Genomic DNA, 12,823 nt, shown 5'->3' on the forward strand with positions numbered 1-12,823 from the left:
CCGGGCCCCAACACCGGCTACTCCGTGCGCAGCCCGTCCGGCCGCATCAGCCGCAGCAGCGGCGGCAGGCTGAGCGCGGTGACCAGCAGCACGACCCCCGCGCCGATACCGGTCATCGTCAGCACGCTCGCCCAGTCCACGCTCACCGTGGCGGCGGACATCTTCAGCAGGACGGCGCCCAGCGTCAGACCGACCACCGAGGCCAGCAGCAGGCCGAGCGCGATGGGGATCGCCGTCTGCCACAGCACCGACAGGCTCAGCGTGCGGCGCCGGGTGCCGAAGGCGACCAGCGACGACAGCAGCTTCTTGCGCTCGCGCAACTGCTCGAGCTGGGAGACGAGCAGGCTCGCGCCGATCAGCATCAGCACGCACGCGGCGCCGACGAACAACCCCCTGCGGATGGAGGTGAAGCGCACCGACTGCTCGGTGGCCGCCCAGGTCATGGGGGTCGAGTACGGGGCGACCCGCGCCGCGGTGTTCCGTACCAGGTCGGGGGCGTCCGGAACCGAGCGGTCGAGCGCGAGGTAGATCTCCCCACGGAAGCCGCGCTCCGCCTGTGCGGGCAGTGCCCCGCGGGTGAACAGGAAACCGCCGCGCCGCACACCGGTCGGGTCCTCACGTGACTGCGCCTGCTTGAGGCCCTGCGGCACCGTCCAGGCGAACTCCGTCCCCTTCTCGTCGCCGTACGAGGGGTCGAGGTACAGGGTGCGGCCCGGCTTGGCCAGGGCCGGCGTGTCGGTGTCGTATTCGGCGCCCCGCAGCACGAAGACGTCACCCTCCCGGCACGATGGCAGGTGTGCCACCTCGCGCAGGGCCGCGCAGTCGCCGACGGTCACGTCACTGCTGGTCTCGGGGTCCTTGCGTCGTTCGCCCATCTGAGAACCGGAGAACGCCATGACCTGACGCACGCCCTTGGTCCGGCCGAACTCCTCGGCGGCTGGGGCGACGCGGACGTCGCTCGGCAGGCTCACCTGCATCTGCGCCCGTGACACGTTCTGCCGCGACTGCTTCGTGTAGTCGCCCTCGACGCCGGAGAACAGCATCTGCAGGGCGATCGCGCCGGCCACCGCCACGGCGATGCCGTTGACCATGCGGGCGGCGGTGCCGCTGCTCAACTGAAGTCTGCGGACGGCAAGTTGCCAGGCCACGCCGCCGGAGTTCAGCCGGGCCACGACCGTCTCGACGACCCACGGCAGCAGCGCGGTGACGCCGACCAGCAGCAGCAGGACACCCCCGACGACCAGGTACTCGTTGAAGTTCCCGTTGCTGTGGCCCTTGCCGAGCATGGGGTAGAGCATCGCGAGCCCGGCCAGCGGCAGGAGCAGGCGCCACCACAGCCTGCGCCGCGCGGGCTTCGCGGTGCGCACCACGCCGAGCGGTTCGATGACGACACCGCGCAGCGCGAACAGGGTGACCATGACCGCAGCCGCCGGGACCGCGACCGCCACGAGCAGGGCGAGCGTGGGAGAGGGGTTCATGTAGCTGGGGAAGACGCTGACGCCGAACACCTCGACGGATGCGGCGAGCTGACGTCCGAACAGGAAGAAGGCCGTGCCGAAGAACAGTCCGAGCAGTGACCCCGCGAGCGCCTCGCCGGCGGCGATCCTCCGGGTCATCCCGCTGTCCGAGCCGACGAGCCGCAGCGCCGCCAGCCTGCGGTCGCGCCGCTCGCCGCCGAACCGCACGGCCGCGGCGATGAAGACGCCGACGGGCATCAGCAGGACGACGAAGACGACCAGGGTCAGCAGGAGGAGGACGGGGTCCGTCTTCTCGGACGTGGTCCCGTTGTCCCCGAACATGTCGATGCGGGCCACGTCCGGGGGGTTGATCTTCGCGGCGAGCCCCTTGGCGCCCGCGTAGTAGGCCAGTTCGTGCGAGCCGATGAGCCCGTCTTCCCCGATGGTGCCGGTGATCCGGTACGGCAGCCGCTGCCGCAGCAGGGCGCCGTCGTCGGACTGGAGCAGTTTCTTCAGGGCGGGCGAGACGACCATCGTGCCCGGCTCCGGGAACCTGTCGAGACCGGGCGGCAGCGGCGCCCGGGGGCCCTCGGGCTCCATCAGCCGTCCGCGGATGTCCTTCTGTCGATAGGTGGTGGCGATGTCGGCGATCACCAGGGTGTTGTCGGCCTTCGGCTTCTTCTCCTGGCTGTAGGTGTGGTCCGCGCGCGCGTTGTCCCGCTCGTGCCGCACCGCGATCGCGTTGGGGAGGGCGGTGGTGAGCAGGAGCAGCGCCACGCCGAGACCGACGCCGAAACCGGTCAGCAGGAGCCGGGCCCATCCCTCGCGCCCACTGCTGAACGCGAACCTGGCGCCCATGGCCAGGTCTCTCGACCACTGACGGGGCTTCATACGAGGCGCTCCATGTCCCGGGACTTGCCGTCGCGCACGACGATCTCGCGGTCGGAGTAGGCCGCCACCCGTGCCTCGTGCGTGACCAGGACGACGGCGGCGTTGGTGGAGCGGGCCGCCTCGGTGAGCAGTTCCATCACGCGCTCGCCGTTGAGCGAGTCGAGGGCACCGGTGGGTTCGTCGGCGAAGAGCACACGCGGGTTCGTGACCAGGGCGCGGGCGACGGCCACGCGCTGGCCCTGGCCGCCGGATATCTCACCGGGCCGCTTGCCCGCGAGGTCGTCGACCTCGAGCCGGGCCATCCAGGACAGCGCGGTCTGCTCGGCCTGTTTGCGGGAGGTGCCATTCAGCCGCAGCGGCAGCGCCACGTTCTCCACACAGGTCAGCTCGGGGACGAGCTGGCCGAACTGGAAGACGAACCCGAACTCGCTGCGGCGCAGCAGGCTGCGTTGGGCATCGCTCATACCGGCCATCTCGCGGCCGTTGTAGACGATGGAGCCGGCGTCGGGCGGCACGATCCCGGCCAGGCAGTGCAGAAGGGTCGACTTGCCCGACCCGGAGGGGCCCATGACGGCGACGATCTCCCCGGGGTGGATGGAGAACTCCGCGCCGTCCAGGGCGAGGGTGGGGCCGTACGCCTTGCGCAGGCCCTCGGCGGCGAGCAGGGAACCAGCGGGAGCAGTCACTGGGCCACCGCCTCGGCGAGCTTGGCCAGGCGGGCGGCGGTCAGTTCGAGCCAGCGCAGGTCGGCCTCCAGGTGGAACAGGGCGTGGTCGCAGATCAGCTGGTCGGCCAGGTCGCCCTTGCGTTTGCGGTCGGTCAGGATCCGCATCATCCGCAGGTGCTCGGCGCGCTGGGTGTCGAGGATGCCGGCCGCGTCGCGGTGCGTGAGCAGGGCGATGACGACCTTCGTGTACAGGGTCGACTGCAGATACGGCTCGGGCTTCTCCGGCGTCGCCAGCCACCGCTGCACGTCGGTGACGCCGGCGCCGGTGATCGCGTAGCGCTTGCGCTCCGGCCCGCCGCCGGGCTCGATCCCGTCGACCTCGACGAGCCCGTTCTTCAGCAGCCGGGACATCGTCGAGTAGACCTGGCCGTAGTGCAGCGGCCGGTCATGACCGAACTTCTCGTCGAAGGCCCGCTTCAGGTCGTAACCGTGGCGGGGCCCGGACTCCAGGAGTCCGAGGAGAGTGTGACCGATGGACATGCAGAGCACTGTACACACGGCGTATACACCTGGCGTATACATGGCGCGTATAGGCCGTGGCAGGGGGTGAGTCCGTGCAGGTGGCGCTTGATTGTCACGGTTCTGCTACACGTGCTGCCGCGGGGCCGGGCGGTACCTGTATGTCCGGCCCGTCCGGGGGTTCCTCCCTGCTCGAAGAGCTTGGGGGAGTTCGAGGGCGAGGCCGCAGGCCGGTGTGAGGGGCTGGGGGCCGGAGCCCCGGGACGACGCCTACTCTTCCGGCTCGTCCGAAGCCGGCGGTCGCCCCCGGCGGGGGATCGGCTTCGCCTCGCGCGGCAGGCGCCCCGCCTCCGCCAGAGCCCGCCGCAGCAGGAACTCGATCTGAGCGTTCGCCGAACGCAGTTCGTCCGACGCCCACCGCGCGAGCGCCTCGTACACCGACGGGTCGAGCCGCAACAGCACCTGCTTGCGCTGCTGCGGCCGACGCTGGGGGTCCGCGCCCCCGGAGGGAACCGTCACTGGTAGAGGGACCCCGTGTTCAGGACCGGCTGCGGTGCCCGGTCCCCGCACAGCACCACCATCAGGTTCGACACCATCGCCGCCTTCCGCTCCTCGTCCAGCTCCACGATGTCCCGCTCCGCGATCCGGGCGAGCGCCGCCTCGACCATCCCGACCGCGCCGTCGACGATCTGCCGTCGCGCCGCGACCACCGCCCCGGCCTGCTGCCGCTGGAGCATCGCGGACGCGATCTCCGGAGCGTACGCGAGGTGCGTGAACCGCGACTCGATGATCCGCACCCCGGCGGCCTCCACGCGCGCGTGCAGCTCGGCGGCCAGCTTCTCGGTGATCTCCTCGGCGTTGCCGCGCAGCGATAGCCCGTCCTCCTCGTGGGCGTCGTACGGGTACTCGATCGCGATGTGCCGCACGGCCGCCTCGGTCTGTGTGGCGACGAACTCCAGGAAGTCGTCGACCTCGAAGGTGGCCTGGGCCGTGTCCTCCACCTTCCAGACCACCACCGCGGCCAGCTCGATCGGGTTGCCGTAGGCGTCGTTGACCTTCAGGACGGCGGTCTCGTGGTTGCGGACCCGGGTCGAGATCTTCGTGCGCGAGGTGAAGGGGTTCACCCAGCGCAGGCCGTCCTGCCGGATGGTGCCGCGGTAGCGCCCGAAGAGCTGCACGACCCGTGCCTCGCCCGGCGCCACCGTGTTCAGCCCGCACATGGCGAGGAACGCCGCGAGGCCGATCAGCACGCCGGCGACGATGAGTGCGGCCTTGACGCCGGACGCGGTCACCGTCGCGCCGCCGGCGATCAGGCCGGCGCCCAGGGCCAGCCCCACCAGCCCGAGCAGCAGCGCCAGTCCGCCGCCGATGCTGTGCGCCGTGAACTCCCGCACGCGCGGGCCGGGCATCTCCGGTATGTCCGTGGCGGCGGACGCGGCTTGTGTCGACATGGGTGGTCTCCCCCGGTTTCGTCTCTAGCTTCGATCTAGCTAGGTGATAGCACATTACCCTCCCGGACAACCTTTCACTCCTCCTGATCGTCGGTTTCGATGGGGCGGGTGCTGGATCTCACGTCCGTAAAAGACGTGATCGACAACCCTTTGTCATACCGCGCGGTGTTAGCTTTCTGAGCTGACCTGAACCACCCACCTGTGTGACCCACGAGAGTGAAGCGGAGCGGATCGACCCATGGGACGAGCGGAAGAGAGACGAGCGCGGCAGCGCGCTGGCCGCCGCGCGGCGCCCAAGCGCTCGCCCAGGACGACCGGATCCGCGTCGGTGGGCGCGGTGGGCGCGGTGGGCGCGGTCGGCACGGTCAGCCCGGACGGAGCGCCGGTCGGCGGCCGGGCCGCCGCACGGGCCGCCAGGAGCCGCGGAAAGAACGGCAAGGGCGGTAAGAGCGGTAAGAGCGGCATACGCCGGTTCTTCACCTGGAAGACGGTCCTCGGCTCGCTCTTCGGCTTCGTGCTGCTGGTCATGGGCGCGTTCGTGGCGCTGTACGTGATGACCCCCATCCCGGCGGCGAACGCCGACGCCATGCTGCAGAGCAACGTCTACAAGTACAGCGACGGCTCGATCCTCACCCGCAGCGGCAAGCTCAACCGGGAGACGGTCGACCTCGCCGAGGTCCCCAAGCCCGTCCAGCACACCTTCGTCGCCGCCGAGAACAAGACCTTCTACCAGGACGCGGGCGTCGACCTGAAGGGCACGGCCCGCGGCATCGTCAACACGCTCTCCGGCAAGGGCGCGCAGGGCGGTTCGACGATCACCCAGCAGTACGTCAAGAACTACTACCTGACCCAGAACCAGACCGTCACGCGCAAGCTGAAGGAACTGGTCATCTCGCTGAAACTGGACCGCAAGAAGTCCAAGGACTACATCCTCGCGGGCTACATCAACACCAGCTACTACGGGCGGGGCGCCTACGGCATCCAGGCCGCGGCGCAGGCCTACTACCACAAGGACGCCAAGGACCTCACCGTCGAGCAGGGCGCGTACCTGGCCGCCCTGCTCCAGGCGCCGAACCAGTACGACTGGGCGATCGCCACCGACACCGGCAAGAAGCTGGTGCAGGAGCGCTGGAACTACGTCCTGAACAACATGGTCGAGATGCACTGGCTGGACGCGGGCAAGCGCCAGACCATGAAGTTCCCGGTGCCCCTGGCGCCCAAGGGCGCGCCCGGCATGGAGGGACAGACCGGCTACCTGGTCGACGCGGCCAAGGCGGCGCTGGAGCAGCAGCTCGTTGCCCAGGGCACCGCCTCCACCCTCAGCGACGCCGAGGCGCTGATCACCAAGGGCGGCTGGACGATCACGCTGAACATCGACAAGAAGAAGCAGACCGAGCTGGAGCAGACCGTCAAGCACCAACTGACCAGCAAGCTCGACCAGAAGAAGCGTGCCGTCGACGGCGCCGTCCAGGCCGGTGCCGTCTCCGTCGACCCGAAGACGGGCAAGGTCCTCGCTCTCTACGGCGGCGTCGACTACTTCAAGCACTACACCAACAACGCGACGCGGCGGGACTACCAGCCCGCCTCCACGTTCAAGCCGGTCATCCTCGCCGCCGCCCTGGACGAGGGCGCCAAGACCCAGGACGGCCGACCGATCGACGCGAACACGATCTACGACGGCACCAGCGGCCGCCAGGTCGTGGACAACGGCACCAAGGTCGGCTTCGCCCCGCCGAACGAGGACGACCAGGACTACGGACCCATCACCGTCCAGACGGCGATGAACGACTCCGTCAACTCCGTCTTCGCGCAGATGGGTGTCGACGTGGGCATGACCGAGGTGATGAAGGTCGCCGGCAAGCTCGGCATGGACACCAAGGGAATGCAGGCGGTCCCCGCGCAGACGCTGGGCTCCATGGGCGCGAGCCCGATGGAGATGGCCGGCATCTACGCCACCCTCGACAACCACGGCAAGAAGGTCACCCCGACGATCATCAAGTCGGCCGAGCGCAACAACACCGCGGTCACCTTCCCGAACCCGATAGGCGGCCAGGTCATCACCCGCGAGGCCGCCGACACGGTGACATCGGTGCTCACCGGCGTGGTCGACGACGGTACGGCCAAGACATCGGTGGCGAACAACCCGGCGCGCGACGGCCAGCAGGTCGCCGGCAAGACGGGTACGTCCGACAACAACAAGTCGGCCTGGTTCACCGGCTTCACGCCGAACCTGGTGACCTCCGTCGGCCTGTTCGGCGAGGACCCCAAGACCCATGCCCAGGTTCCGATGACGGGTGCCACGGGCCACGTCCCGGGCAGCCCCAGCGGCCGTATCAACGGCGGTAGCTACCCGGCCCTGATCTGGGCGGCGTACACCTTCGAGGCGATGGGCGAGGTCAGCAAGTTCGACCTGGACACCACCCAGGGCGCGGCGGTCCAGCCGAGCGTGACGCCGACCCTCTCGCAGTCGCCGACCACCACGCCGTCGTCGACGCCGACCTCGCAGAAGCCGACGACCCAGCCCCCGACGACCTCGGCCCCGCCGCCGAGTTCGCCCACGACGAGCAAGCCTCCGACGAGCTCGGCCCCGCCGTCGCCGACCAACTCGCCGTCGACGCCGACGCCACCGGAGAACCCGCTCGACCCGCGCGGCGGGCAGTAGGCCCTGGCGTACGCGAAGGGCGCCCGGTGGACCGGCCACCGGGCGCCCTTCGCGCTGTCGTACCTCAGAGCCCGTCTCCGCAGGCGTGCTCTCAGCCTCGGTTCAGCTCGAACCAGACCACCTTGCCGGTGCTCAGCCGGGTCGCACCCCAGCGCCGGGCCAGCCGGTTCACCAGGTAAAGCCCCCGGCCGCCCTCGTCCGTGGCCCGTGCCTGCCGCAGACGCGGCAGCTGCGGCACGTCGTCGCCCACCTCGCAGCGCAGCACGTCGGTGCGCAGCAGCCGGAGCGTGATCGGACGCGTCGCGTACCGCACGGCGTTCGTGACGACCTCGCTGACGAGCAGCTCCACCGAGTCCGTCAGCTCCTGGAGCCCCCAGCGGTCGAGCGCCCGGCGGGCCAGCCGCCGCGCCCGGCTCGGCGCCGCGTCCTCGGGCTCCAGCACCCAGTACGCGACGTCGCTCGGGGCGATGCCGTCGAAGCGGGCGGCCAGCAGCGCGATGTCGTCGTCGCGGTCGCCGGGCCCCAGCATGTCGAGCACCTCGTCGCACAGCGCCTCCAGCGGAGGCGGGTGGTCGGCACCGGTGATCCGGGCGGTCGCGGCGAGCTTCTCCCGCAGCTGCTCTATCCCGGTCCACACGTCCCGCAGACGCGACTCGACCAGCCCGTCGGTGTACAGCAGCAGGGTCGCGCCGGCCGGGGCGTCCAGCTCCACCGCCTCGAAGTCCACCCCGCCCACGCCGATGGGCGCGCCCGCGGGCACCCGCAGCACCTCCGCGCGGCCGCCCAGGTGCAGCAGCACCGGCGGCGGATGGCCCGCGTTGGCGATGGTGATGCGGTGCGAGACCGGGTCGTACACCGCGTACAGGCAGGTCGCCATGCGGTCGGTGCCGAGCCGCTGCGCCTGCTCGTCGAGGTGGTGCAGCACCTCCTGCGGCGGCAGGTCGAGCCCGGCCAGCGTCTGGGCCGTCGTCCGCAGCTGCCCCATGATCGCCGCGGACGTCATGGAGTGGCCCATCACATCGCCCACGACGAGCGCGACCCGGCTGCCCGGCAGCGGAATCGCGTCGTACCAGTCGCCGCCGACCCGCGCGGTCTCCGCGGCCGGCAGATAGCGGGACGCCAGCCGTACGCCCGTCGGGTTCGGCAGCGTCTCCGGCAGCATGGTGCGCTGCAGCTCGTCCGCGATGTACGCCTCACGGCCGTACAGCACCGCCTTGTCGATGCCGAGCGCGCTGTGCGTGGCGAGCTGCGCGGCGACCAGCAGGTCGTCCGCCTCGAACGCCGGCCGCTCCGCGCGGCGCAGGAACAGCACGGCGCCGATCACCCGGCGCCGACCGCGCAGCGGCGCGAGGATGGCGCGCTGGCCCGGGGGCACCGCCAGGTCGTCGCCGAGCAGCTCCGGCAGCGCGGCCCGGGCGGCGGGCGCGTCCGCGAACACCGGCCGCACCCCGCGCAGCACCTCGGCGAGCGCACCGCCGGGCCGCACCTCGCACAGCTCGTTGCTCAGGTCCACGACCCCGGAGTCCTCGGGCACCGGAACCGGCAGGATGCCGTCCTCCAGGTCCCGCTCCTGCGGTATCCGGTCGGTGCGCCGCAGCCGCAGCACCAGGGGCCCGGTGGGACGCTCGTCGCCCACCGGCAGCGGGTCGCGCAGATACACGAGGATCGCGTCCGAGAACGTCGGCACCGTGGCCCGGCACAGGCCCATCACGATCTCGTCCAGGTCGATCCCGCGGGCGATCCGCCGGGTCGCGGCGCCCACGAAACGCAGCCGGTCCCCGTCGCGCCGCATCGGCATGGGCCCGCTAGGCCGGCCCTGACCGGTGCGCCGCTCCTTGCCGCCGGGCAGGGCGGCCGGACGGTTCTGCTCCCCGCTCGGCTGGACCGGGATCACCTCCGGGGCCGGACGCGGCCGGTGCGTGTCGGGCTCGTCCGCGGCCGGCTGCGAGTGCTCGGTGCCGCCCGCCGCGGGCAGCGGGGTGGAGGCGCCGCCCGGAGAGCCCGGCGATCCGTGCTGGGCGCAGGGCGGCGTAGCGGCGGGCGTGTCGCCCGCCCGGGTCTGTGCGGGTAAGGCCGTGGCCGGCGGGGTGGTCAGCGGCTCAGGGGTACGCAGGAGCGCCCCGCGGGGCTCCGCGGGGCCGCCGCCCGGCTGGGGGCGCTCGTGGGAGGTCGGGTGCTCCGTCACGCGTGTCGAATCCATCCGTCCGGGGCTGCGCGCCGTGCGTGCAGTTCGTCCCGCCGTGAAGCCGATACCCGGAATACGTGCCCCAGGAACGGATTTCCCGCCAGGTCACACGCCGTTCCTGGTGCACCGGTCGGACGAGCCGTCCCGGTCTGGCCCTCGTACCCCTCGCTCACGTCCTGCCGCCCCTCGGTGACGTTCGGTCAAGCCCAGCGCTTACTGCGGGAGTTGCTGTGGTGCGCCCTTGCGGAGGACGATCCTACGGTTGTACCGCGGGGGCGCAACAAGGGTCTCACGACGTCATGTACGCGGGAGTACGGTCCCAGTCGTCCGGCAGCCGCGGCACCGACCAGGCCGGATCGGGACGCCAGTGCTGCCAGCCGTCCGAGAACGGCGTGCCCCAGGCGCGGATCACCTCCACCGCGGACCGTCCCGCCTCCCGTACCCGCTCGGCGAGCTGAGGGCCGATCAGGCCGTCCTGCTGGGCCTGCGCGAACTCGTCCTCGTCACGCCAGCCCCAACTGCGGTCCGGGTAGACGCAGATGTCCAGGAAATGGTCCTCGGAGTCGACACCGCCGGCCCAGCGCACCAGCGGCTCCTCAAGGTTGACGTACCAGTTCTTGAAGCGCCAGCCCGGGTCCCAGAACAGCCACACCGACCAGGGGTCCCCGGGCCGGGCCAGCTTGAGCACGCCGGTGCCGAACCAGCGGTCGAACTGCACGGTGCGCGGCTTGGTGTAGCGGGTTCGGAGCGGTTCGGCGTGCAGCGGCGTGCCGTCGGCGAGGACGGGCCGCACGCATGTCGTCCCCGGTGCCATCCACACGGCGAGCAGGTCGGAGTCGTCGCGTACGACGGTCACGGGGCGGGCGATGTGAAAGCGCTCGCCCGCGTTCTCCCGGTACCGCCACAGGATCTGGTCACCGGGCGCCCAACGCCCCGTCACCCCGTCGGCTCCGCCTGCTTCGCCCGCTTCCACTCGTCTCACCGCTCCACCCTCTGCCATGCACAGATATTAGGTGCCCCAGGCATACGACGCTGTGGTGCCCGTCATCGGTTCGCGTCACGGGCGGGTGATGTGCGTCGATATGGGGCGAGGCGTTACGGGTGTGTCATCCGCAGGACATCAAGCGCCTCGTCGAGCTGGTCGAGGGTGAGGTCGCCGCGCTCCACGTAACCCGACTCCAGGACGACTTGACGGATCGTCTTGCGCTCGGCGAGCGCCTTCTTCGCGACCTTCGCGGCCTCCTCGTAGCCGATGTACCGGTTGAGCGGCGTGACGACGGAGGGTGACGACTCGGCGTACTCGCGGGCGCGTTCGCGGTGGGCGACGATGCCGTCGATCGTGCGGTCGGCGAGGAGCCGCGAGACATTGGCGAGGAGCCGGACGGACTCGAGGACGTTCTTGGCGATGACCGGCATCATCACGTTGAGCTCGAAGTTGCCGGAGGCGCCGGCGGTGGCGACGGTGGCGTCGTTCCCGATGACCTGGGCGGCGACCATGAGAACGGCCTCGGGGATCACGGGGTTGACCTTGCCGGGCATGATCGAGGACCCGGGCTGCAGGTCCGGGAGGCTGATCTCGGCGAGGCCGGTGCGCGGCCCGGAGGCCATCCACCGCAGATCATTGGCGATCTTCGTGAACCCCACGGCGATGGTGCGCAACTGCCCGCTGATCTCCACGATCCCGTCCCGGGCGCCCTGGGCCTCGAAGTGGTTGCGGGCCTCGGTGAGCGGCAGCCCGGTGGTGCGGGCGATCTCGGCGATGACGGCGGCGGAGAAGCCGGGCGGGGTGTTGATGCTGGTGCCTACGGCGGTGCCGCCGAGGGGGAGTTCGGCGAGGCGGGGGAGGGAGGCGGTGAGCCGCTCGATGCCGTACCGCACCTGTGCGGCGTACCCGCCGAACTCCTGACCGAGCGTCACGGGCGTGGCGTCCATGAGGTGCGTCCGCCCGGACTTCACCACATCGGCGAACTCCTCGGCCTTGCGTTCGAGGGAGGTGGCGAGGTGGTCGAGGGCGGGGACGAGGTCCCGGCTTACGGCCGCGGTGGCGGCGATGTGGAGGGAGGAGGGGAAGACGTCGTTGGACGACTGGGACGCGTTGACATGGTCGTTCGGGTGCACGTCCCGGCCGAGGCGCTCGGTCGCCAGGGTGGCGATGACCTCGTTGGTGTTCATGTTGGAGGAGGTGCCGGAGCCCGTCTGGAAGACGTCGACGGGGAAGTGCTCGTCCCACCGGCCCTCGGCCACCTCGGCGGCGGCCTCCTGAATGGCGTCGGCGACGTCCTTGTCGAGCACGCCCAGCTCCGCGTTGACCTTGGCGGCGGCGGCCTTGATACGGGCGAGCGCCTCGATGTGCGCGCGCTCGATCCGCTGCCCGGAGACGGGGAAGTTCTCCACGGCACGCTGCGTCTGCGCGCGCCACTTGGCGTGGAGGGGGACCTGGACCTCGCCCATGGAGTCGTGCTCGATGCGGTATTCGCTCATGCGGGGTACAGCGCGGGGGAGGGCGGGGTTGTTCCGAAGGTGGGCCGGATGGGGGTTGTTGCGGGGGTGGGCCGGATGGGGGTGCGGGCCGGCGGGTGGTTGCGGCCACTGGATCCGCCCCCGCCGCCCTTACCCTTCCCGTCCCTGGGGCTGCGCCCCCAGACCCCCGCAGTCGGCGTACGGCCTCGTCCTCAAACGCCGGACGGGCTGAAAAATCAGCCCCTCCGGCGCTTGAGGAGCGGGGGCCCGGGGGCTGGCCCCCGGAAAGGGGTCTGGGGCGGAGCCTCAGCGGGGCCCGGGGCGGAGCCCCATGAGGGGTGCAGGGGACGTATTCCCCGCCCGGGGTTGGGGGGCGGAGCCTCAGCGGGGTCTGGGGTGGAGCCCTGCGAGGGGTGGAGGGGACGTAGTCCGCGTTCGGGGTTCGGGGGCGGAGCCTCAGCGGGGTCTGGGGCGGAGCCCCGCGAGGGGTGCAGGGGACGTATTCCCCGCCCGGGGTTCCAGGGGCGGAGC

General features: G+C 71.1%; 9 protein-coding genes. 1 reads left to right on the plus strand and 8 read right to left on the minus strand.

Annotation, left to right across the window (positions count from 1 at the left end):
• Positions 1-17 precede the first annotated feature (17 nt).
• The 5 genes from ACIRC0_RS10305 to ACIRC0_RS10325 all read right to left on the minus strand — a co-directional run bounded on the left by ACIRC0_RS10305 (position 18) and on the right by ACIRC0_RS10325 (position 4,985).
• On the minus strand, positions 18-2,348 hold the full coding sequence (locus tag ACIRC0_RS10305) for an ABC transporter permease (RefSeq protein ID WP_403613838.1): 2,331 nt from the start codon (positions 2,346-2,348) through the stop codon (positions 18-20).
• Positions 2,345-3,034 (minus strand): ABC transporter ATP-binding protein, encoded by a 690-nt coding sequence (locus tag ACIRC0_RS10310; RefSeq protein ID WP_200419071.1) that lies wholly within the window; start codon positions 3,032-3,034, stop codon positions 2,345-2,347. Before ACIRC0_RS10310 ends, ACIRC0_RS10305 begins: the two co-directional genes overlap by 4 nt.
• Positions 3,031-3,555 carry a PadR family transcriptional regulator gene (locus tag ACIRC0_RS10315; protein ID WP_403613840.1) on the minus strand — a complete coding sequence of 175 codons (525 nt, stop codon included), beginning with the start codon at positions 3,553-3,555 and terminating at the stop codon, positions 3,031-3,033. The genes ACIRC0_RS10310 and ACIRC0_RS10315 overlap by 4 nt, the downstream gene beginning before the upstream one ends.
• Positions 3,556-3,804: 249 nt before the next feature.
• Positions 3,805-4,053: a hypothetical protein gene (locus tag ACIRC0_RS10320; protein ID WP_403613842.1), complete on the minus strand. Its 249-nt coding sequence runs from the start codon at positions 4,051-4,053 to the stop codon at positions 3,805-3,807.
• Complete coding sequence (locus tag ACIRC0_RS10325) at positions 4,050-4,985, minus strand: SPFH domain-containing protein (protein ID WP_403613844.1); 936 nt, start codon at positions 4,983-4,985, stop codon at positions 4,050-4,052. The genes ACIRC0_RS10320 and ACIRC0_RS10325 overlap by 4 nt, the downstream gene beginning before the upstream one ends.
• A gap of 238 nt (positions 4,986-5,223) precedes the next feature.
• Between ACIRC0_RS10325 and ACIRC0_RS10330 the strand changes: the two genes are divergently transcribed.
• The gene (locus ACIRC0_RS10330) at positions 5,224-7,647 is read left to right on the plus strand and encodes a transglycosylase domain-containing protein (protein ID WP_403613846.1); all 2,424 of its coding nucleotides are present in this window, start codon (positions 5,224-5,226) and stop codon (positions 7,645-7,647) included.
• A 91-nt stretch (positions 7,648-7,738) separates the two neighbouring features.
• Here the strand turns inward: ACIRC0_RS10330 and ACIRC0_RS10335 are convergent, their stop codons facing one another.
• The 3 genes from ACIRC0_RS10335 to ACIRC0_RS10345 all read right to left on the minus strand — a co-directional run bounded on the left by ACIRC0_RS10335 (position 7,739) and on the right by ACIRC0_RS10345 (position 12,313).
• Positions 7,739-9,847 carry a SpoIIE family protein phosphatase gene (locus ACIRC0_RS10335; protein ID WP_403613848.1) on the minus strand — a complete coding sequence of 703 codons (2,109 nt, stop codon included), beginning with the start codon at positions 9,845-9,847 and terminating at the stop codon, positions 7,739-7,741.
• 274 nt (positions 9,848-10,121) lie between these two features.
• Entirely contained in the window at positions 10,122-10,832 is a 711-nt protein-coding gene (locus ACIRC0_RS10340) for a DUF402 domain-containing protein (RefSeq protein ID WP_403613850.1), read from the minus strand.
• Positions 10,833-10,927: 95 nt separating this feature from the next.
• Positions 10,928-12,313, minus strand: coding sequence for a class II fumarate hydratase (locus ACIRC0_RS10345; protein ID WP_403613853.1), 1,386 nt, complete (start codon positions 12,311-12,313; stop codon positions 10,928-10,930).
• Between the last annotated feature and the right edge of the window lie 510 nt (positions 12,314-12,823).

Origin of the sequence: Streptomyces sp. NPDC093984, from assembly GCF_044764595.1 — a bacterium.
Classification (GTDB): domain Bacteria; phylum Actinomycetota; class Actinomycetes; order Streptomycetales; family Streptomycetaceae; genus Streptomyces; species Streptomyces cynarae.

Coding starts and splice junctions, on each gene's coding strand:
- ACIRC0_RS10345 (WP_403613853.1), bottom strand. CDS start 12,313: ATGAGCGAATACCGCATCGAGCACGACTCCATGGGCGAGGTCCAGGTC.
- ACIRC0_RS10340 (WP_403613850.1), bottom strand. CDS start 10,832: ATGGCAGAGGGTGGAGCGGTGAGACGAGTGGAAGCGGGCGAAGCAGGC.
- ACIRC0_RS10305 (WP_403613838.1), bottom strand. CDS start 2,348: ATGAAGCCCCGTCAGTGGTCGAGAGACCTGGCCATGGGCGCCAGGTTC.
- ACIRC0_RS10325 (WP_403613844.1), bottom strand. CDS start 4,985: ATGTCGACACAAGCCGCGTCCGCCGCCACGGACATACCGGAGATGCCC.
- ACIRC0_RS10335 (WP_403613848.1), bottom strand. CDS start 9,847: ATGGATTCGACACGCGTGACGGAGCACCCGACCTCCCACGAGCGCCCC.
- ACIRC0_RS10315 (WP_403613840.1), bottom strand. CDS start 3,555: ATGTCCATCGGTCACACTCTCCTCGGACTCCTGGAGTCCGGGCCCCGC.
- ACIRC0_RS10330 (WP_403613846.1), top strand. CDS start 5,224: ATGGGACGAGCGGAAGAGAGACGAGCGCGGCAGCGCGCTGGCCGCCGC.